Raw genomic sequence first — 20739 nt, 5'->3', positions numbered from 1 at the left:
CGCCGGCCGGCCTCTCGCGGCGTGGCCGTCGACCGGCTCGGGGACACCTGGGGGGCGACCGCCGGTACGGGCAGGGATCGTACGGCTCTCTGGAGCGGCTGGGCGTGCTGCGGACGTACAAGGGCGTGGCCGCGACGGACGAGCGCGAGCTGTTCGGCACCGCCGCCCAGGGTGTGGCGGAGTACCGCTTCGACGCCCTGCCCGACGGGGTGTACGAGGTCGAGCTGGACTTCGCCGAGGTCAGCGGGACCAGACCGGGCCGGCGGGTCTTCGACGTACTGGCGGAGGGGACCCGGCGGCTTGCGGGCCTCGACGTGGCCCGGGACGCGGGCGGCGAGTTCCGGGCCCTGACCAGGACCTTCACCGTGCCGGTCAGCGACGGGCGGCTGAACCTCGAGTTCGCCGCCCTGGTCGGCAAGCCGCTGGTGAACGCGGTGCGCGTCACCCACCGGCCGGACCTGTCCGGCTGATCCGCCCACGGCGGGGCCCGGCCGGCGCGGCGGGCCCCGCGGTGGCGAGCGGGCGTCATGTCGTGTTCTCGCCAAGTGTGGTCGCCACGCGGCGTGTGATCTTGCTCGCATACTGCTGCCTGTGAATCCCCCTTCAGCGGAGGAGAGTTCGTGTTGAGGCAAGTCCCGTTCCGGCGGCGAGCCACCCTCGCCGCACTTCTCTCAGGTGTCATGAGCCTGCCATTCCTGGCGGCCACTCCCGCCGCGGCGGGAGCGCCCGAGGAGCCGACCGCCCTGCGGCAGAAGGCCGAAGCATCCGTACGGCGCCAACTGGCCGCACAGGACCGCGCCACCTTCTGGGTTCAGCTCGCCACGGAGGCCGACACGTCCGCCGCGGCCGAGGCCCGGTCCAAGGCCGGCAAGGGCCGCGCGGTCATCGAGGCGAAGACCCGGCACGCCGACCGCACCCAGGCCGGTCTGCGCGCCCTGCTGAAGAAGGAGGGCGCGCGCTACACCGCCTTCTGGATCTCCAACTCCCTCGAGGTGACGGCGGACAAGGCTCTTGCCGAGAAGATCGCCGCCCGTCCCGAGGTGGCGTCCCTGGAGGCCGACGACCCCATCGAACTGCCCGCCCCCGCCCCCGGCGAGGACCAGCCCACGACCGACGCCGTCGGCTGGAACATCGACCGAGTGGGCGCGCCCCGGGTCTGGGGCGAACTGGGCAAGCGCGGTGAGGGCGTCGTGGTCGCCAACATCGACTCCGGCGTGGACTACAAGCACCCCGCGCTCAGCGGCAGCTACCGCGGCCTGGGCGCCGACGGCTCGTACGACCACGACTACAACTGGTTCGACCCGGCGAACGTCTGCGCAGGCGACGACCCGTGCGACAACGAGGGCCACGGCACCCACACCATGGGCACCATGGTCGGTGACGACGGCGCCGGCAACCGGATCGGCGTGGCCCCGGGGGCGAAGTGGATCGCCGCGAAGGGCTGTGAGGGCGACACCTGCACCCGCGCGTCGCTGATGGCGTCCGGGCAGTGGATCCTCGCCCCGACCGACTCCTCCGGCGCCAACCCGCGGCCGGACCTGGCGCCGGACGTGGTGAACAACTCCTGGGGCTTGTCCACGCTGGACGTCTGGTACCGGGAGACCGTCCAGGCCTGGCGGGACGCCGGCATCTTCGCGTCGTTCTCCAACGGCAACGCCGGCCCCGGGTGCAACACCGCCGGATCGCCCGGCGGGTACAACAACGCCTACTCCTCGGGCGCGTTCGGAGCCGACGGCAGAATCGCCAACTTCTCCTCCCGCGGCTCCGGTGAGGCGGGCGGCGTCAAGCCGAACATCGCCGCCCCCGGCATCGACATCCGCTCCGCCGTGCCCGGCGGCGGCTACCAGTCCATGAACGGCACGTCGATGGCGGCCCCGCACACCGCGGGGACGGCCGCGCTGATGTGGTCCGCGTCCCCGGCGATCCGCGGCGACGTCGCGGCGACCGAGGCGCTGCTGAACGCGACGGCGATCGACACCTTCGACCCGACGTGCGGCGGAACCGCGGCCAACAACAACGTCTGGGGCCAGGGCAGGCTCGACGCCTACGCGGCGGTGATGGCCACTCCGCGCGGCCCGCTCGGCGCCCTGTCGGGTGCCGTGACCGCCGGCGGACAGCCGCTCGCCGACGCCCTGGTCGGCCTCGACGGGCCGATGACGGCCTCCGTGCGTACCCGGCAGGACGGCACGTACGCGTTGTCGAAGGTGATGGCCGGGGACTACACGGTCACGGTGTCCAAGTACGGCTACCTCACGGAGAAGAAGACCGTCACGGTCGTCGAGGACCACACCGCGACCACGGACGCCGACCTGGCGACCGCTCCCGTCGGCACGCTCTCCGGCACGGTGCGCATCAAGGGCAGCCCCGAGGCCGGAGCGAAGGTCGACGTGTCGGGCACCCCGGCGAGCGCCACGACCGGCGCGTACGGCGGATACTCCCTGCAACTGCCCCTCGGCGCCTACCAGCTGGCCGTCACGCCGGGCGGCAACTGCGCCGAGCCGGTCATCGTCACGGTCGAGGTCGCCGCGGACACCACCGCCAAGGACGTCGACCTCGCCGTTCGGAGCGACACCTTCGGCACCACCTGCCGCCCCGTCGACGCCCCCTTCCCGACCGCGCAGACCAGGCTCGGCCTGTCGGGCGCGGCCGGCACTGCCACGGTCAACCTGCCGTTCCCGGTGGCCCTGTACGGCCGCACCTACACCAGTGCGAGCGTGAGCGTCGAGGGCGCGCTGGCCTTCGGGGCGAGCAGCACCACGTCCATCAACATGGAGCTGCCGATCGAGCTGGCCCCCAACGGCGCGCTCTACCCCTTCTGGGACAACCTGCTGATGGACAACTCCTCCGGGGTCTACACGTCCTTCCGGGGCACCGCCCCGCACCGCGAGTTCGTGGTCGAGTGGCGCAACATGATCCTCAGCGACAACAAGCCCCAGCGGCTCGGCTTCGCCGCGGTGATCAGCGAGGACGGCGGCTACACCTTCCACTACCGGGGCATCGAGGACGGTGCCGCCGAGCGCGGCGGCAGCGCCACCATCGGGGCCGAGAACCACGAGGGCACCGAGGCGTTCCAGTACTCCCGCGACGAGCCGGTGCTGCGGGACGGCATGGTCCTGGAGTTCCGCCCGGAGAAGACCGCGTCCGTCTCCGGCGTGGCCACCGACGCCAACGACGGGCTGCCGCTCGCCGGGGCCAAGGTGACCGTCACCCGCGACGGCGCCGCGGTCGCCACGGGCACCACCGGGGCCGACGGGGCGTACCTCGTCCAGGTCCCGGCGGCCAAGGACCCGGCCGCGTACCGGATCGAGATCACCGCCGCGCACTACGAGTCCGCCTCCCGTACGGCGACACTCGCCGGGGGCGCCGTCTCCCGCGAGGACAGCGCCCTGCACACCGGCCGGGTCACGGCGGACCCGGCGGGGGGCTGGACGCTGGTGATCCCGTCGGGCGAGTCCCGGCAGCGGACGCTCACCCTGCACAACACGGGCAGCGCCACGGACTACACGGTCACCGAGGCGAGCGGCGCCGGCTGGCTCACCGTCGACCCGGCGGCGGGGCGGCTGGCCGCCGGTGAGCAGCGGGACATCGCGCTCACCTTCGACGCCTCGGACGCCGCGCCGGGCTCGGTGCTGCGCGGCACGGTGAAGGTGGTGTCGGAGAGCGGCCGGAAGCCGGTGACCGAGATCCCGGTGACGGTGGCCGTGCCCGCGTACCGCACGGCGGTCGACGCCGGGTCGGAGACTTCGGCGACCGACGCGTCCGGCGACGTCTGGGGCCCGGACCGGGCGTACACCGAAGGCTCGTACGGCTATCTCGGCCGCACGGGCACGGTGCAGACGAACAAGACGGTGGCGGGCACCGGGGAGCAGGAGCTGTTCCGCACCGCCAACCAGGGCCCGTACGAGTACCGCTTCGACGGTCTGCCGGACGGCGTGTACGAGGTGGAGCTCGGCTTCGCCGAGATCACCGGCGCCAAGGCCGGGACGCGGCTCTTCGACGTGATGGCCGAGGACGTGGAGAAGATCCGCAACCTCGACATCGCCCTGGCCGCGGGCGGCAGTTACCGGGCGCTGACCAGGACCTTCACGGTCGAGGTCGTCGACGGGCAGCTCAACCTGCGCTTCCCGAGCGCGGCCGACAAGCCGCTCGTCAACTGGATCCGCGTCACCCACCGGCCGGACCTGGCCGGCTGACCCGGCCGGCGGCCCAACGCCCGGGGTCCGTCCGGCAGTTGCCGGGCGGGCCCCGCGTCGTACCGGGGCGATTTGGCGAGGGGACGACATGTCGCGATGTCGCCATGGTCCAGCGCCCCGCCGCATGTGATCCGGATCGCATACTGCAGCGGTGATCCCCCTTCGGTGAAGGAGAGTTCGTGTTGAGGCAAGCCCCCGTACGGCGGCGCGCAACCCTCGCCGCCCTGCTCTCAGGTGTCATGAGCCTGCCACTATTGGCCGCCGTTCCCGCCTCGGCCGGCACCCCGGCCGAGGCGTCCGCCCTCGCACGCAAGGCCGACGACCGGGTGCTGGCCCGGTTCGCGGACCAGGACCGCACCACCTTCTGGGTCCGGCTGGACTCCACGGCCGACCTCGCGGCCGCCGCCCACGAGAAGGCCAAGGCCAGGAAGGGCCGGGCCGTCCTCGCGGCCGAGACCGCGCACGCGGCCCGCGCCCAGGCGGGGCTGAAGGCCCTGCTGAAGAAGGAGGGAGCCGCCTACCGCGGCTTCTGGATCGACAACAGCCTGCGGGTCACCGGCGACAAGGCGCTCGCCGAGAAGCTCGCCGCCCGGCCCGAGGTCGCCGCCGTCGAGGCCGACGACCCCGTCGAGCTGCCCGCGCCGCTGCCCGGCACCGACGAGCCCGCCGTCGACGCGGTGGAGTGGAACATCTCCCGGATCGGCGCCGACAAGGTCTGGAAGGAGCTCGGCGACCGCGGCGAGGGCATCGTCGTCGCCAACATCGACAGCGGGGTGCAGTACAACCACCCGGCGCTCGTCCGGAACTACCGCGGCACCAGGGCCGACGGCACCTTCGACCACGCCTACAACTGGTTCGACCCCACCGGCGTCTGCTCCGCCGGCCAGGGCCCCTGCGACAACCACGGCCACGGCACCCACACCATGGGCACCATGGCCGGCGACGACGGCCTCGGCAACCAGGTCGGCGTCGCGCCCGGCGCCACCTGGATCGCCGCGAAGGGCTGCGCCGACAGCTCCTGCGACCGCGCCCATCTGCTGGCCGCCGCCGAGTGGATGATCGCGCCGACCGACGCGGACGGCGCGAACCCGCGCCCGGACCTCGCCCCGGACGTCATCAACAACTCCTGGGGCGCCAACGTCCTGGACACCTGGCTGCAGCAGACCGTGCGGTCCTGGCGGGCCGCCGGCATCTTCCCCGCCTTCTCCAACGGCAACGCGGGCCCGGAGTGCAACACCGCTGGATCCCCGGGCGCCTACCCGGAGTCGTACGCCTCCGGGGCCTACGACAGCTCCGGCGCCATCGCCGGCTTCTCCTCCCGCGGCACCGGCGTGGACGGCGCGATCAAGCCCGACATCGCCGCACCCGGCGTCAACATCCGCTCGTCCTGGACCGGCGGCTCGTACAGCGCGATCTCCGGTACGTCGATGGCCTCGCCGCACACCGCCGCCACCGTGGCGCTGATGTGGTCGGCGGCCCCCGCCCTGCGCGGCGACGTCGCCGAGACGGTGCAGCTGCTCGACACCACCGCCGTCGACGTGGACGCCACGGGCTGCGGCGGCACGGCGGCGGACAACAACACCTTCGGCGAGGGCAAGCTCGACGCCTACGCCGCCGTCCTGCGCTCCCCGCGCGGCCCGGTCGGCGCCCTCACCGGCACCGTCACCGGCAGCGACGGCAAGCCGCTGGCCGGCGCGACGGTCGCGTTGCACGGTCCGCTGGACGCCTCCTTCACCACGGGCGCCGACGGCTCCTTCTCCTCGGCGAAGCTCAGCGCCGGCGACTACACCGCCACCGTCTCCAAGTTCGGCTATCTGACGGCCGCATCCACCCTCACCGTCACCGAGGGGCAGACCACCTCCTTCAGCGCCGTGCTGGACAGCGCCCCCACCGCCACCCTCACCGGCAGCGTCCGCAGCTCCGCCGGAGCGGAGGCGGGCGCCCGGCTCGCCGTCCAGGGGACGCCCGTCACCGCCACCGCCGGCGCCGACGGGCGCTACACGCTTACCCTGCCGCTCGGCGCGTACGTCATCGCCGTCACCCCCGGCACCCACTGCGCGGCCACCGCGAGCTTCCCGGTGGACCTGCGGGCCGACGGCACCCACGACGTGGACCTCGCCGATCTGGTCGACGACTTCGGCACCGACTGCCGCGAGGGCACGGACACCGCGTTCCCGACCGGGACGACCCGGCTGGCGCTGAACGGGACCGCCGGCTCCGCCCAGTTCGACTCGCCCTTCCAGCTGCCGCTGTACGGCGAGACCTACTCGCGCGTCACGGTGAGCGTCGAGGGCATGGCCGGCTTCCAGGCCGCCAACGCCACGGTGTCCGCCAACACCTCGCTGCCGACCGGCTCGAACCCGAACACGATGTTCTACCCCTTCTGGGACGACCTCACGGTGCCCTCCGGCGGCGGCGTGTACTGGTCGGCCCGCGGCACCGCCCCGCACCGCGAACTCGTCGTCGAATGGCGCAACGTGGCCGTCGCCGCCGCGCCCGCCGAACGCCTCAGCTTCGCCCTGGTGGTCGGGGAGGACGGCACGTACTCCTACCACTACAAGGACGTCGGTACGGGCGCGAACGAGCGCGGCACGGGCGCCACCGTCGGCGTCGAGGCCGCCGGCGGCGACGACGCGCTGCTCTACTCGTACAACCAGCCGGTGCTGGCCGACGGACGCACCATCGCTTTCCGTCCCACCCGCAGCGCCGTCGTCTCGGGCACCGTCACCGACGCCAACGACGGCAAGCCGGTCCCGTACGCCCTGATCTCCGTCTACCGCGGGATCCCCGGCAACGGCGGCGGTGTCGCCGCGGCGGACGGCACGTTCCTGGTCCAGGTCGCGAACGTCAGCCCCGCGAACGACTGGAAGCTCTACACCAGCGCCACCGACTACGTCACCGAGCTGCGCACCATCGCCCTCGCGCCGGGCGCCGCGTACCGCACGGACACCGTCCTGCAGACCGGCCGGGTCACCGCGGCACCCGGCGGGTTCACCGTCGTCGTACCGAAGGGCGAGACCCGTACCCGCACCCTGACCCTGGCCAACGACGGCTACCAGAGCGGCTACAGCGTGAAGGAGAAGAGCGGCGCCGCCTGGGTGAAGGCCGACCCCGCGTCGGGGACGCTGGACAAGGGCGCCGGGCAGGACGTCCGGCTCACCTTCGACCCCGGTACGGCCGCCCCCGGCAGCGTGCTGCGCGGCACGGTCGTCGTGACCTCCCGCAGCGGCCGCGACCCGACGGTCGAGGTGCCGGTCACCGTCGTCGTCCCGGCGTACGCGACCGGCATCGACGCCGGTGCCGACACCTCCGCGACCGACGCGCTCGGCGACGCCTGGGTCCCCGACCGCGAGTACACCGAGGGCTCGTACGGCTACCTCGGCCGCTCGGGCGTGCTGCGGACCAACAAGACGGTCGCCGGCACGGACGAGCAGACGCTGTACCGCACCGCCACGCAGGGCGCGTACGAGTACCGCTTCGACGGACTGCCCGACGGCACCTACCAGGTGGAGCTGGGCCTCGCCGAGATCAGCGGCACCAAGCCCGACCAGCGCGTCTTCGACGTCCTCGCCGAGGGCGCGGAGAAGCTCCGGCACGTCGACATCGCCCTGGAGGCGGGCGGCACCTACCGGGCGCTCACCAAGACCTTCACCGTCCGGGTCACCGACGGGCAGCTCAACGTCCGCCTGGTCAGCACCGACGGCAAGTCCCTGGTCAACACCCTCCGCGTGACGCACCGGCCCGACCTGGCCGGCTGAGCACGCCCCCGAACGCGGCCGGTGGTGCGACGGCGCACCGCCGGCCGCCCGACGGGCGGGAGACCCCTTTCGCCCCTGATGAAGTGAAAGCGAGTCCGTACGTGAGGCAACACAGAGCGCGGCAGCGAGTGGTACTCGCGGCCGTACTGGCAGCCGCCCTGGGCGTGCCCCTGCTGGGGGCCGTTCCGGCCTACGCGGGTTCCGCCCCGGTGGAGGCGAGCGCGCTGCAGAGGAAGGCGGAGAGCGGGGTCCTGGCGGACCTCGCTGCGAAGGAGCGGGTGTCGTTCTGGGTCCAGTTGGACTCGCAGGCCGACACCTCCGCGGCCCGGAAGCAGAAGGACAAGGCCGACAAGGGCCGGGCGGTACTCAAGGCCAAGCAGGAGCATGCCGACCGCACCCAGGCCGGGCTGAAGGCGCTGCTCAGGCAGGCTCACGCGCCCTACGAGTCGTACTGGATCAGCAACACCGTCAAGGTCACCGGCGACAAAGCGCTCGCCGAGAAGATCGCCGCCCGCGACGACGTCGCCGCCATCCAGGCCGACACCCCCGTCGAACTCCCCGACCCGCAGCCCGCGACCGCCCAGCCCACCGCCGCCGGTGTGGAGTGGGGTGTCGACGCGATCAACGCCCCCGAGGTCTGGGACCAGCTGGGCGTCCGCGGCGAGGGCGTCGTCGTCGCCAGCATCGACACCGGCGTCGAGTACCAGCACCCGGCCCTGCTGCACAGCTACCGGGGCACGAAGTCCGACGGCACCGTCGACCACGCGTACAACTGGTTCGACGCCACCGGCAGCTGCGACGGCGCCGCGCCCTGCGACGAGCACGGCCACGGCACCCACACCATGGGCACGATGGTCGGCGACGACGGCGCCGGCAACCGCATCGGCGTCGCCCCCGGCGCCCGCTGGATGGCGGCCAAGGCGTGCACGTCGCTGGGCTGCGAGCAGGACGACCTGCTGGCCGCCGGGCAGTGGATCCTCGCCCCGACCGACTCCTCCGGCCAGAACCCCCGGCCCGACCTCGCCCCCGACGTGGTGAACAACTCCTGGGGCGGCAGCACCCTCGACACCTGGTACAAGCCGATGGTGCAGGCCTGGCGGGACGCAGGGATCTTCCCGGCCTTCTCCAACGGCAACGCCGGCCCGGACTGCGCGACCGCCGGCGCCCCCGGCGCGTACACCAACACCTACGCGAGCGGCGCCTTCGACAGCGACGGTCACATCGCGTACTTCTCCTCCCGGGGCACCGGCGAGGACGGCGGCGTGAAGCCCAACCTTGCCGCCCCCGGCGTGGACATCCGCTCCTCGGTGCCCGGGGGTGGCTACGCCCTCAACTCCGGTACGTCGATGGCGTCCCCACACACCGCCGCCGCCGTGGCGCTGATGTGGTCCGCGTCCCCGGCCGTCCGGGGCGACGTGGCGGCCACCGAACAGCTGCTGAACCGGACCGCGGCAGACGCCGACGACACCACCTGCGGCGGCACGCCCGCGAACAACAACGTCTACGGCGAGGGCAAGCTCGACGCCTTCGCCGCCGTCAACAGCGCCCCCCGCGGCCCGCTGGGCGCCCTCACCGGCGCCGTCACCTCCGGCGGCGCGCCGCTGGCCGGCGCCACCGTGGAGCTTCGCGGCCCGATGTACGCGACGGCCACCACCCGCGACGACGGCACGTACGCGCTGCCCAAGGTGATGGTCGGCGACTACCGGATCACGGTGTCGAAGTTCGGCTACGTCACCGCCGAGACCACCGCCACCGTCACCGAGGGCGTCACCGCCACCCGCGACCTCAGCCTGGAGCGCGCGCCCCTGGGCACCGTCACCGGCACCGTCAGCCACGGCGGCGAACCGGAGGCCGGCGCGCGGATCGAGGTGTCCGGCGCGCCGCTGACCACCACGACCGGCGCTGACGGGACGTACACCCTCGAACTGCCGGCCGGTACGCACCAGCTGACCGTCACACCCGTCTCGCGGTGTGCGGCCGTCGGCGCGTACACCGTCGGGATCGAGGCCGGCGCCAACAGCCGCGACCTCGCCCTGCCCGACCGGAGCGACAAGTTCGGCACCGCCTGCCGGGTGACGCGCGACGCCGCTTTCCCCACCGGCGCCGCCAAGCTCAACGTCGTCGACCCGTACGCCGGTTCGGCCTCCATACAGCTGCCGTTCCCGGTCGCGCTGTACGGCCAGACGTACCGCAAGGCCTCGGTCAGCGTGGAGGGCTACCTCTCCCTCGGCACCTTCGTCAACAGCTCCACGAACCACTCGCTGCCCTACACGGGCTACCCCAACGCCTCCCTCTTCCCCTTCTGGGACAACCTGCAGCTCGCCACCGCCGACGGCGGCGTCTACTGGTCCACCCGGGGTGCGGCCCCGCACCGCGAACTCGTCGTGGAGTGGCGGAACATGGCGCCGAGCAACGCCCGCACGCAGCGAGTCACCTTCGCGGCCGTGATCGGTGAGGACGGCGAGTTCTCCTACCACTACAAGAACGCCACCGGCGGCCAGTACGCCCTCGGCCTCGGCGCCACCATCGGCGCGGAGAACGCCGACGGCACCGACGCCCTGCAGTACTCCCTCAACGAGGCGTCCATCAGCGACGGGACCGCCCTCGTCTTCCGGCCCGGGAAGACCGCCGCCGTCTCCGGCCTGGTCACCGACGCCAACGACGGCAAGCCGGTCGCCGGTGGCGCCGTCACCGTCAGCCGCGGCGGCACCGCCGTCGCCACCGGCAACGCCGGCCCCGACGGCACGTACCTGGTGCAGGTCCCGGCGACGGACCCGGCCGGGTACGACATCACCGTCGCCGCGCCGCACTACACGGCGGGGACCCGCACGGCCACGCTCGCCGCCCGCACCGCGGACCGGGCCGACACCACCCTCACCACGGGCCGGGTCACCATGACCCCCACCGCACCGCTGACGGTGATCGTCCCGGCGGACCAGACCCGCAAGCGCACCCTCACCCTGGGCAACACCGGCTCCGCCGCCGACTACACCGTCACCGAGGCGGGCGGCGCCGCCTGGCTGCGGGCCACCCCGGCCGCCGGCCGGCTGGACGCCGCGGGCGGGCAGCAGGTCGAGCTGACCTTCGACACCGCGGGCGCGGCCCCCGGCACCGTGCTGCGCGGCACGGTCGTCGTCGCCTCGGAGAGCGGCCGCGCGCCGGAGCTGAAGCTCCCGGTCACCGTCGCCGTGCCCGCCTACCGGGCGGCGCTGGACGCTGGTGCCGAGGACGTCTCGTACACCGACGGGCCCGGCGACATCTGGGGCGGCGACCGGGCGTACACCGACGGCTCGTACGGCTACCTCGGGAACGCGGTGAAGGCGAGCACCCGCAAGACGATCGAAGGCACGGACGACCAGGCGCTGTTCACGACCGCCCGGCAGGGCGCCGTGGAGTACCGCTTCGACACCCTGCCCGACGGGGTCTACCAGGTGGAGCTGGACTTCGCCGAGATCAGCTCCGTCCAGCCCGGGCAGCGGGTCTTCGACGTGATGGCCGAGGGCACCGAGCGCATCACCGCCCTCGACATCGCCAAGGATGCCGGCGGCGGCTACCGGGCCCTGACGAAGTCCTTCACGGTCACCGTCACGGACGGCCAGCTCAATCTGCGCCTGGTCGCCCACACCGGAAAGACGCTGGTCAACGCCGTACGCGTGACCCAGCGGCCGGACCTCGCCGGCTGACCCGCGACCGGCGCACCGGCACCCGGTGCGCCGGTCCGGCGACCGAACCATCACAGAGCGAACCGGGCGGGCGACCCCTGCCCGGCGGAAAGAGGAGTTCACGGTGAACAGACGCCGTTCGCGGCAGCGAGTGGTACTCGCGGCCGTACTGGCAGCCGCCCTGGGCGTGCCCCTGCTGGGGGCCGTTCCGGCCTACGCGGGTTCCGCCCCGGTGGAGACGAGCGCGCTGCAGAGGAAGGCGGAGAGCGGGGTCCTGGCGGATCTCGCCGCGAAGGAGCGGGTGTCGTTCTGGGTCCAGCTGGACTCGCAGGCCGACACCTCCGCGGCCCGGAAGCAGAAGGACAAGGCCGACAAGGGCCGGGCGGTGCTCCAGGCCAAGCAGGAGCACGCCGAGCGGTCCCAGGCCGGGCTGAAGGCGCTGCTGAAGCAGGCCCACGCGCCCTACGAGTCGTACTGGATCAGCAACACCGTCAAGGTCACCGGCGACAAGGCGCTCGCCGAGAAGATCGCCGCCCGCGACGACGTCGCCGCCATCCAGGCCGACGACCCGATCGAGCTGCCCGACCCGCTGCCGGGCACCGACGAGGCGAAGGTCGACGGGATCGAGTGGAACATCGACCGGGTCGGCGCCCCCAAGGTGTGGGACGAACTCGGCGACCGCGGCGAGGGCGTCGTCATCGGCAGCATCGACACCGGCGTCGACCACGACCACCCGGCCCTGCTGCACAGCTACCGGGGCCTGAGGTCGGACGGCACCGTCGACCACGCGTACAACTGGTTCGACCCCACCGGCGTCTGCGCCGAACAGGGCGGCGGTGACCCCTGCGACCCGGCCGGGCACGGCACCCACACCCTGGGCACCATGGTCGGCGACGACGGCGCCGGCAACCGCATCGGCATGGCCCCCGGCGCCACCTGGATCGCCGCCAAGGGCTGCGGCACCGACAACTGCCCGCAGAGCGCCCTGCTGGCGTCCGGCCAGTGGATGCTCGCCCCCACCGACGCGAACGGCCGCAACCCGCGCCCCGACCTGGCGCCCGACGTCATCAACAACTCCTGGGGCGGCGCCACCCTGGACACCTGGTACAAGGCCATGGTGCAGGCGTGGCGGGACGCCGGGATCTTCCCGGCCTTCTCCAACGGCAACCTCGGCCCCACCTGCGACGGAGCCGGTGCCCCCGGCGCGTACACCAACAGCTACGCGAGCGGCGCCTTCGACATCGCCAACAAGATCGCACCGTTCTCCTCCCGCGGCCCCGGTGAGAACGGCACCGTCAAGCCGGACATCGCCGCCCCCGGCGTCAACGTCCGCTCCGCGGTCCCCGGCGGCGGTTACGAGGCCAAGTCCGGTACGTCGATGGCGTCCCCGCACACCGCCGCCACCGTGGCGCTGATGTGGTCGGCGTCCCCCTCGCTGCGCGGCGACGTGGCGGCCACCGAGGTGCTGCTCAACCAGACGGCGATCGACGTGGACGCCACCGGCTGCGGCGGCACGGCGGCCCGCAACAACGTCTACGGCGACGGCCGGCTCGACGCCTACGCCGCCGTCAGCGCCGCCCCGCGCGCCTCGCTCGGCTCCCTCACCGGCACCGTGACGTCCGGCGGGGAGCCGGTCGGCGATGCCGAGGTGCGCCTGGACGGCGTGGCGAAGGCGCTGGCGCGCACGGCGAAGGACGGCACGTACACGCTGCCGCGGGTGATCGCCGGCGACTACACGGTCTCGGTGGCGAAGTTCGGCTTCACCACCGCCAAGTGGACCGTCACCGTCACCACCGGCCAGACGGCGAACGGCGACACCGCACTCGTCGTCGCCCCGACCGGCACTCTCACCGGCAAGGTGACGAGTGCCTCCGGCGCCGAGGCCGACGTGGTGATCCGGGCCGAGGGCACCCCGGCGAGGACCACCACGCGGGCCGACGGCACGTACACCCTCACCCTGCCCGTGGGCGACTACCAGGTGACGGCGACGCCCCGCAACAAGTGTGCCGCGGGCACCCAGTTCGCGGTCGGCATGACGACGGCCGGCAGCGCCGAGGACCTCGCCCTGACCTCCCGCACCGACGCCTTCGGCACGACCTGCCGGCAGACCGCCGATCCGTTCCCCACCGGCGGCACCGTGCTGGCGATGTCCAGCCCGTACGGCGGCTACGCCTCGATCGACCTGCCGTTCCCGATCGCCCTGTACGGCCGCACCTACCAGAAGGCCGCCGTCGCCGTGGACGGCATGCTGACCTTCGACCTGCCGAACCTGACGGGTGCGAACGGCCCGCTGCCGACCACGGGCTCGCCCAACGGCACCCTCTATCCCTTCTGGGACGACCTGCGGATGGACGACGCCTCGGCCGTCCTGTGGTCCACCCGGGGCACCGCCGGTCACCGCGAACTCGTCGTCGAGTGGCGGAACATGATGGTGAGCCGCACCCCGGAGCGCCGGATCGGCTTCGCCGCCGTGATCAGTGAGGACGGCACGTACTCCTTCCACTACCAGGGTGTCGAGGCCGGCGGTCTGGACGACGAGCTGGGCGCCTTCGCCACCGTCGGTGCCGAGAACCGCGAGGGCACCGACGCGTTCCAGTACTCCTTCAAGCAGGTGTCGCTGCGCGACGGCATGTCGGTGGAGTTCAGCCCCGAGCGCAGTGCCGCGGTCTCCGGCACGGTCGCCGACGCCAACGACGGCAAGCCGATACCGGGCGCCACCGTCACCGTCACCCGCGGCACCACCACCGTCGCGACTCTCACCCCCCGCGCGGACGGCGCGTACCTCACGCAGCTCCCGGTCAGCGAGCCGGCCGAGTACACCGTGCGGATCGCCGCGCCGAACTACGAGCCCGTCACCCGCACGGCCACGCTCCAGGGCCTGTCCGTGCTGTGGACGGCGGCGGCCCTGCGCACCGGGGTCGTCACCTCGGACAACACCGCGGGCTTCACGCTGGTGGTCCCGCCGGGGCAGAACCGGCAGCGGACCTTCACCCTCTCCAACGCCGGCTCCGCCGCCGACTACACGGTGAAGGAGAAGAGCGGCCGGACCTGGCTCACCGCCACCCCGGCGGCGGGCCGGCTGGACGCGGGCGCGAAGCAGCAGGTCACGCTGACCTTCGACACCGCGAACGCCACGCCCGGCACCGTGCTGACCGGCACCCTGGTGGTGACCTCGGCCAGCGGGCGCGCCCCGACCACCGAACTGCCGCTGAAGGTGATCGTCCCGGCGTACCGGACGGCGGTCAACGCCGGCCCGGACGGCACCCAGCCGGTCCTCGACGCCGCCGCCGACACCTGGACCACGGACCAGCCGTGGACCGCCGGTTCGTACGGCCAGGTGGGCAGCACCGAATGGCGCGAGGCCAGCAAGGACATCGCGGGCACCACCGAGCAGCAGCTGTTCCGCACCGGCCGGCTGGGCGCCACGGAGTACCGCTTCGACAACGTGCCGAACGGCGTGTACCAGGTCGAGCTGGGCTTCGCGGAGCTCAGCGGCGCCAAGCCGGGGCGCCGGGTGTTCGACGTGCTGGCGGAGGGCGCCGAGAAGGTGTCAAACGTCGACATCGCCCTGGAGGCCGGCGGCCCCTACCGGGCGCTGACCAAGACCTTCACGGTCACGGTGACCGACGGTCAGCTGAACGTGGAGTTCGCCGCCGTCACCGGACAGACGCTGGTCAACTCGATCCGCGTGACCCAGCGGCCCGATCTGCGGTGACGCACCTCGGATAGCGGCCAGCCGACCGCCCCGTGAGCCCGTCCGGCGAACGACCCGCCGGGCGGGCTCGAGGTGGTAGCCGCCGATCGGCAGGGTGAGCGTGTGCCGCCGCCGGCGCCCGTGCCCCCATCGCGCCCGCGTCAAGTGTCGGGCTGACAAGTCGAGTTGGCGGTTTGACGACATGGCATATTCCCGCCACTTCCGCCCCCCGGAGGCCGTCGCGCCCGGTGAGCCGTCGGTTCCGCTTCCCGGTCCCCGCGGGGGATGACGGGACGCGCGGCGGCCGACATTGCCTTCCGCTTACCGTTCTTTGCCCCGCCTTTGCCGCCCCGCGCGCGATGTGCCGGTGGCCTACCGCGCCACAAGCGCTTCCTGCATACTCCAACCACCTCGCTCGCACCGCGGCTCGCACCCCCCACTCCACGGGCGCCGGCGGCATGAGCGTTGTCCAACGCACGGGCGCTTCAGGTTCCTTCCCCCGTTCCGGCGGGCGATCCCCGCCTCCCGCGAAGGAGAGTTCGTGTCCAGACGTCACGCATTACGGCGCGCGTCCCTTGCCGTCGGCCTCTCGGCTGTCATGAGCATGACTGCCCTGGGAACCGTTCCCGCGCTCGCCGGCACCCCGCCGACCGCCACCACCCTGCAGAGCAAGGCCGAGAGCAAGGTCCTCGGACAGCTCGACCGGCAGGACGAGGTCACCTTCTGGGTCCAGCTCGACTCCACCGCCGACACCTCCAAGGCCCGTGCGGCCAAGGGGAAGACGGCCAAGGCCCGCGCCGTCTACCAGGCCGAGACGGCGCACGCCGAACGCTCCCAGGCCGGGCTGCGCGCCCTGCTCGACAAGGCCGGCGCCCGCTACAAGAGCTTCTGGGTCGCCAACACCGTGAAGGTCACCGCCGACAAGGCGCTCGCCGAGAAGATCGCCGCCCGCTCCGACGTCGCCTCCCTCGAGGCGGACGACCCGGTCGAGCTCCCCGACCCGCTGCCCAGCGACGAGGAGCCCACGGTCGACGGCGTCGAGTGGAACGTCGACCGCATCAACGCCCCGCGGGTCTGGAGCGAGCTGGGCGTCCGCGGTGAGGGCGTCGTCGTCGCCAACATCGACTCGGGTGTGGCCTTCGACCACCCCGCCGTGGCCGCCAAGTACCGCGGGCTGAAGTCCGACGGCACCTACGACCACAACTACAACTGGTTCGACCCCGCGAGCGTCTGCGCCGGGGGCGTGCCCTGCGACAACAACAGCCACGGCACCCACACCATGGGCACCATGGTCGGCGACGACGGGGCCGGCAACCAGGTCGGCGTGGCCCCGGGCGCCAAGTGGATCGCCGCCAAGGGCTGCGAGACCAGCAGCTGCTCCCGCGAATCGCTGCTCGCCTCCGGCCAGTGGGTCGTGGCCCCCACGGACTCCGCGGGCCAGAACCCCCGCCCGGACCTCTCGCCCGACGTGGTGAACAACTCCTGGGGCGCCAACGTCCTGGACACCTGGTACAAGCAGACCGTCCAGTCCTGGCGCGACGCCGGCATCTTCCCGGCGTTCTCCAACGGCAACGCGGGCCCGGGCTGCAACACTTCCGGCTCCCCGGGCTCGTACGTCAACTCGTACTCCTCCGGCGCCTTCAACAGCAGCGGCGCCATCGCCTCGTTCTCCTCGCGGGGCACCGGTGAGAGCGGCGGGATCAAGCCCAACATCGCCTCGCCCGGCGAGAACGTCCGCTCGTCCATCCCCGGCGGCTACGGCTCCAAGTCCGGTACGTCGATGGCGTCCCCGCACACCGCCGCCACCGTGGCGCTGATGTGGTCCGCGTCCCCCGCGATCCGCGGCGACGTGGCGGCCACCGAGGCGCTGCTCAACCAGACCGCCGTCGACACGGGCGACACCACCTGCGGCGGCACCGCGGCCAACAACAACGTGTGGGGTGAGGGCAAGCTCGACGCCTTCGCGGCCGTCAACGCCACCCCGCGCGGCCCCCTCGGCGCCGTGGGGGGCACCGTCACCTCGGGCGGCACCCCGCTCGCGGACGCGACGGTGAAGCTCTCCGGCCCGATGCAGGCCACCCTCACCACCGCGGCGGACGGCACGTACGGTCTGCCCAAGGTCATGGTCGGCGACTACACGGTCAGCGTGACCAAGTACGGCTATCTGCCGGCCGAGGCGTCCGTGACGATCCTCGAGGGCCAGACCGCCACCCGGGACATCGCGGTCGAGGCCGCCCCGAGCGGCAGGCTCACCGGCGTGGTGCGCTCCGGCGCGGGCCCCGAGGCGGGCGCGAAGCTCGTCGCCCAGGGCACGCCCGTGTCCGCCACGACGGGCGCCGACGGCTCGTACGCGATGACGCTGCCGTTCGGCGCGTACGAGCTGAACATCACCCCGGCGGGCCGGTGCGCGGCGCCCACCACCGTCTCGGTGAAGCTCTCCGCGGACGCCGTCCAGGACATCGACCTGGCGGACCGGCTCGACACCGCCGGCACCAGCTGCCGCGAGAGCACCGGCGGGGCGTTCCCCGAGGGTGAGACCAAGGTGACGATGAGCAGTACGACGACCGGTTCGGGCAGCGTCCCGCTGCCGTTCCCCGTCGCGCTGTACGGGCGCACCTACCGCACCGCCACCGCCACCACGGAAGGCGTGCTGGCCTTCGGCACCAGCTCCACCAGCTCCTCCAACGTCTCGCTGCCCTCGACGGGGACGCCGAACGGCGCGCTGTACCCGTTCTGGGACAACATGTCGGTCGACGCCTCCGCGGGCGTCTACTGGTCCCAGCGCGGCACCGCCCCGCACCGCGAGGTCGTGGTGGAGTGGCGCAACGCGGTCTTCTCGCTGGCCTCGACCCAGCGGGTCACCTTCTCCGTGGTGATCGGCGAGGACGGCACGTACTCCTACCACTACAAGGACATCGGTGAGGGGAGCTACGAGAACGGCTCCGCGGCCACCATCGGCACCGAGAACGCCACCGGCACGGACGCGCTGCTGTACTCCTACAACCAGCCGGCCGTGAAGGACGGCATGTCCATCTCCTTCCGCACCACCAAGAGCGCCGTGGTCTCCGGCACCGTCACGGACGACAACGACGGGCTGCCGGTCGCCGGCGCCGCCGTCACCGTCGGCAGCGACGGGGTCACCGCCGGCACCGACACCACGGACGCCTCCGGCGCCTATCTGGTCCAGGTGCCGGCGACGTCCGCCGGGTCGTACGACGTGGCGGTCTCCGCCGCGCACTACGAGCCGGGCGCGCGCACCGCGGACGTCGAGCCGCAGGGCGTCTCGCGGGCCGGGACGGTGCTGAAGACCGGTGTCGTCAAGGCGTCCGCGCTGCCGGCGCTGACCCTGGCGATCCCGGCCGGCCAGCAGCGCACCCGCACCTTCACGCTGTCGAACACCGGGTCGGCGGCCTCCTTCTCGGTGGCCGAGAAGGGCGGGGCCCCGTGGCTGACGGCCGCGCCCGCCTCCGGCTCGCTGGCGAAGGGCGCCTCGCAGCAGGTGACGCTCACCTTCGACACGGCGGGCGCGGCTCCCGGGTCGGTGCTGCGCGGCACGCTGGCGGTGACCTCCGAGAGCGGTCGCGCGCCGGTCCAGGAGCTGCCGGTGACCGTGGTCGTGCCCGCGTACCAGGCGGCGCTCGACACGGGCGCGGAGGGCGTGGTGCCGCGGACCGACGGCCTCGGTGACACGTGGACGTCGGACGCCGCGTACGCCGCGGGCTCGTACGGCTACGTGGGCAACGCGGGTCTGCTGCGGACGTCGAAGTCCGTGGCCGGCACCTCGGAGCAGGAGCTGTACCGCACCGCCCGCACGGGCGCGCTCGAGTACCGCTTCGACGGACTGGCGGACGGCGTCTACCAGGTCGAGCTCGGCTTCGCGGAGATCAGCGGCACCAAGCCGGGTGCGCGCGTCTTCGACGTGATGGCCGAGGGCACGGAGAAGCTCGCGAACGTCGACGTGGCCCTGGAGGCGGGCGGCTCGTACAAGGCGTACGACCGCACCTTCACGATCACCGTGACAGACGGCCAACTGAACCTCCGCCTGGTGGAACTCACCGGCAAGTCCCTGATCAACACCCTCCGAATAACCCACCGCCCGGACCTCGAGGGCTAACGCCCTCACCCCCGCGGAAGCGATCCCGCTCCCGCGGGGGGATCCGGCGGTGCCCGGGACCCAGTCCCGCGGGGGCCAGGCTCCCCCGGGCTCCGTCCCGCTCCCGCGGGGGACCCGCGGCTGCCAGGGGGCCCGCTTCCGCGGGGGGACTGGCGGCGCCGAGGGGCCTGTCCCGCTCCTGTGGGGCCCGGCGGGGCGCGGTCCCGCTCCCGTTCCCGCTTCCGCGGGGGCCGGTGGCTGCCGGGGTCCGCTTCCGCGGGGGGACGGTGCCGCCAAGGGGTCTGTCCCGCTCGCGCGGGGGCCCGGCGGGGCGCGGGTCCCGCTCCCGCACCTGCGGGGGGACCGGCAGCTGCCGGGACTCGGTCCGCTTTCGCGGGGGACTGGCTGCGCCGAGGGGTCCGTCCCGCTCCCACGGTGCCCCGGCGGGGCGGTCCGCGGCCGCTTCCGCGGGGGGCCTGGCGGCAAGGGGCCTGTCCCGCTCCTGCGGAGGCCGGCGGGGCGCGTTCCCGTTCCCGCTTCCGCTTCCGCTTCCGCGGGGGACGGTGGGCCGGGTGGCGTCCCGCGTTCGCGGGGGGCTCGGGGCACCGGCGGTTCTGCTCCCACGGGAGCGCTCACCCGCTCGCACGCAGCTGGCGACCCCCGTGCCGTCCCAGCGCCGCGACGTGTGTCGGTGGGCCGTCCGCACGCTCGGGGGCGGTCACGCCCCGCCCATCGCGAGGCGGGCTCCGACCCCCGACCCCTCCCCTCACGGCTCCCACGCTGCGGCCTCGGCCCCCCGCTGCGGGCTCCGCCCCCGTGCTGCCGCTCCGCCCTCCGCCCCCACCGCTTGCGGGCTCCCGCGGTGCGGGCTCGACCCCCACGCTGCGGGCTGCGGACACCACCCCGCCCCCCGCGCTGTGGGCTCCGCCCTGCGCTGTCGGCTCCGCCCCCCGCCTCCCACGGTCACGGCTCTCGCTGTGCGGGCTTGGCCTTGCCCCCCTGCGCTGCGGGCTCCGCCCCCCGCCCGCGCCCCTTGCGGGCTCCGGCGGTGCGGGCTTGGTTCATGCGCCGGCCGCGCTGTGGGCCGCGGGCACCGCTCCTCACCCCGCACCCCGCGCTGGGGGCTTCGCCCCCCGCCCCCGGCGGTGGGGGCTACTCCCGCCCCGCGCTCAGGCTCCCCCCGGCGGTACGGGCTACCCCCGCTCCGGCTGTGGGCTGCGCCTCCCGCTGCGGGCCGCGCCCCGCACCCCGCGCTACGGCTTCGCCCCCCGCCCCCGGCGGTGCGGGCTACTCCCGCCCCGCGCTCAGGCTCCCCCCGGCGGTACGGGCTACCCCCGCT

At 73.5% G+C, this 20739-nt stretch carries 6 protein-coding genes; all 6 read left to right on the top strand.

Annotated elements, in window-relative coordinates; genetic code table 11:
* Window positions 1-104: 104 nt before the first annotated feature.
* The 6 genes from AB0M28_RS25205 (at window position 105) to AB0M28_RS25180 (ending at window position 19421) form a co-directional block, all read left to right on the top strand.
* Window positions 105-470 (top strand): malectin domain-containing carbohydrate-binding protein, encoded by a 366-nt coding sequence (locus tag AB0M28_RS25205; protein WP_365409164.1) that lies wholly within the window; start codon window positions 105-107, stop codon window positions 468-470.
* A 210-nt stretch (window positions 471-680) separates the two neighbouring features.
* Window positions 681-4193, top strand: coding sequence for a S8 family serine peptidase (locus AB0M28_RS25200; protein ID WP_365409161.1), 3513 nt, complete (start codon window positions 681-683; stop codon window positions 4191-4193).
* 179 nt (window positions 4194-4372) lie between these two features.
* Window positions 4373-7951, top strand: a complete 3579-nt coding sequence (locus AB0M28_RS25195) for a S8 family serine peptidase (protein ID WP_365409158.1) — start codon at window positions 4373-4375, stop codon at window positions 7949-7951.
* A gap of 101 nt (window positions 7952-8052) precedes the next feature.
* Window positions 8053-11634 carry a S8 family serine peptidase gene (locus AB0M28_RS25190; RefSeq protein ID WP_365409155.1) on the top strand — a complete coding sequence of 1194 codons (3582 nt, stop codon included), beginning with the start codon at window positions 8053-8055 and terminating at the stop codon, window positions 11632-11634.
* Window positions 11635-11737: 103 nt separating this feature from the next.
* The gene (locus AB0M28_RS25185; RefSeq protein WP_365409152.1) at window positions 11738-15328 is read left to right on the top strand and encodes a S8 family serine peptidase; all 3591 of its coding nucleotides are present in this window, start codon (window positions 11738-11740) and stop codon (window positions 15326-15328) included.
* 583 nt (window positions 15329-15911) lie between these two features.
* Entirely contained in the window at window positions 15912-19421 is a 3510-nt protein-coding gene (locus AB0M28_RS25180; RefSeq protein ID WP_365409149.1) for a S8 family serine peptidase, read from the top strand.
* The last annotated feature ends 1318 nt before the right edge of the window (window positions 19422-20739 follow it).

This window comes from Streptomyces sp. NPDC051940, assembly GCF_040680895.1.
Lineage (GTDB): Bacteria > Actinomycetota > Actinomycetes > Streptomycetales > Streptomycetaceae > Streptomyces.
The sequence above is the reverse complement of the archived record's forward strand: the minus strand, read 5'-3'. Positions and strand labels throughout refer to the sequence as shown.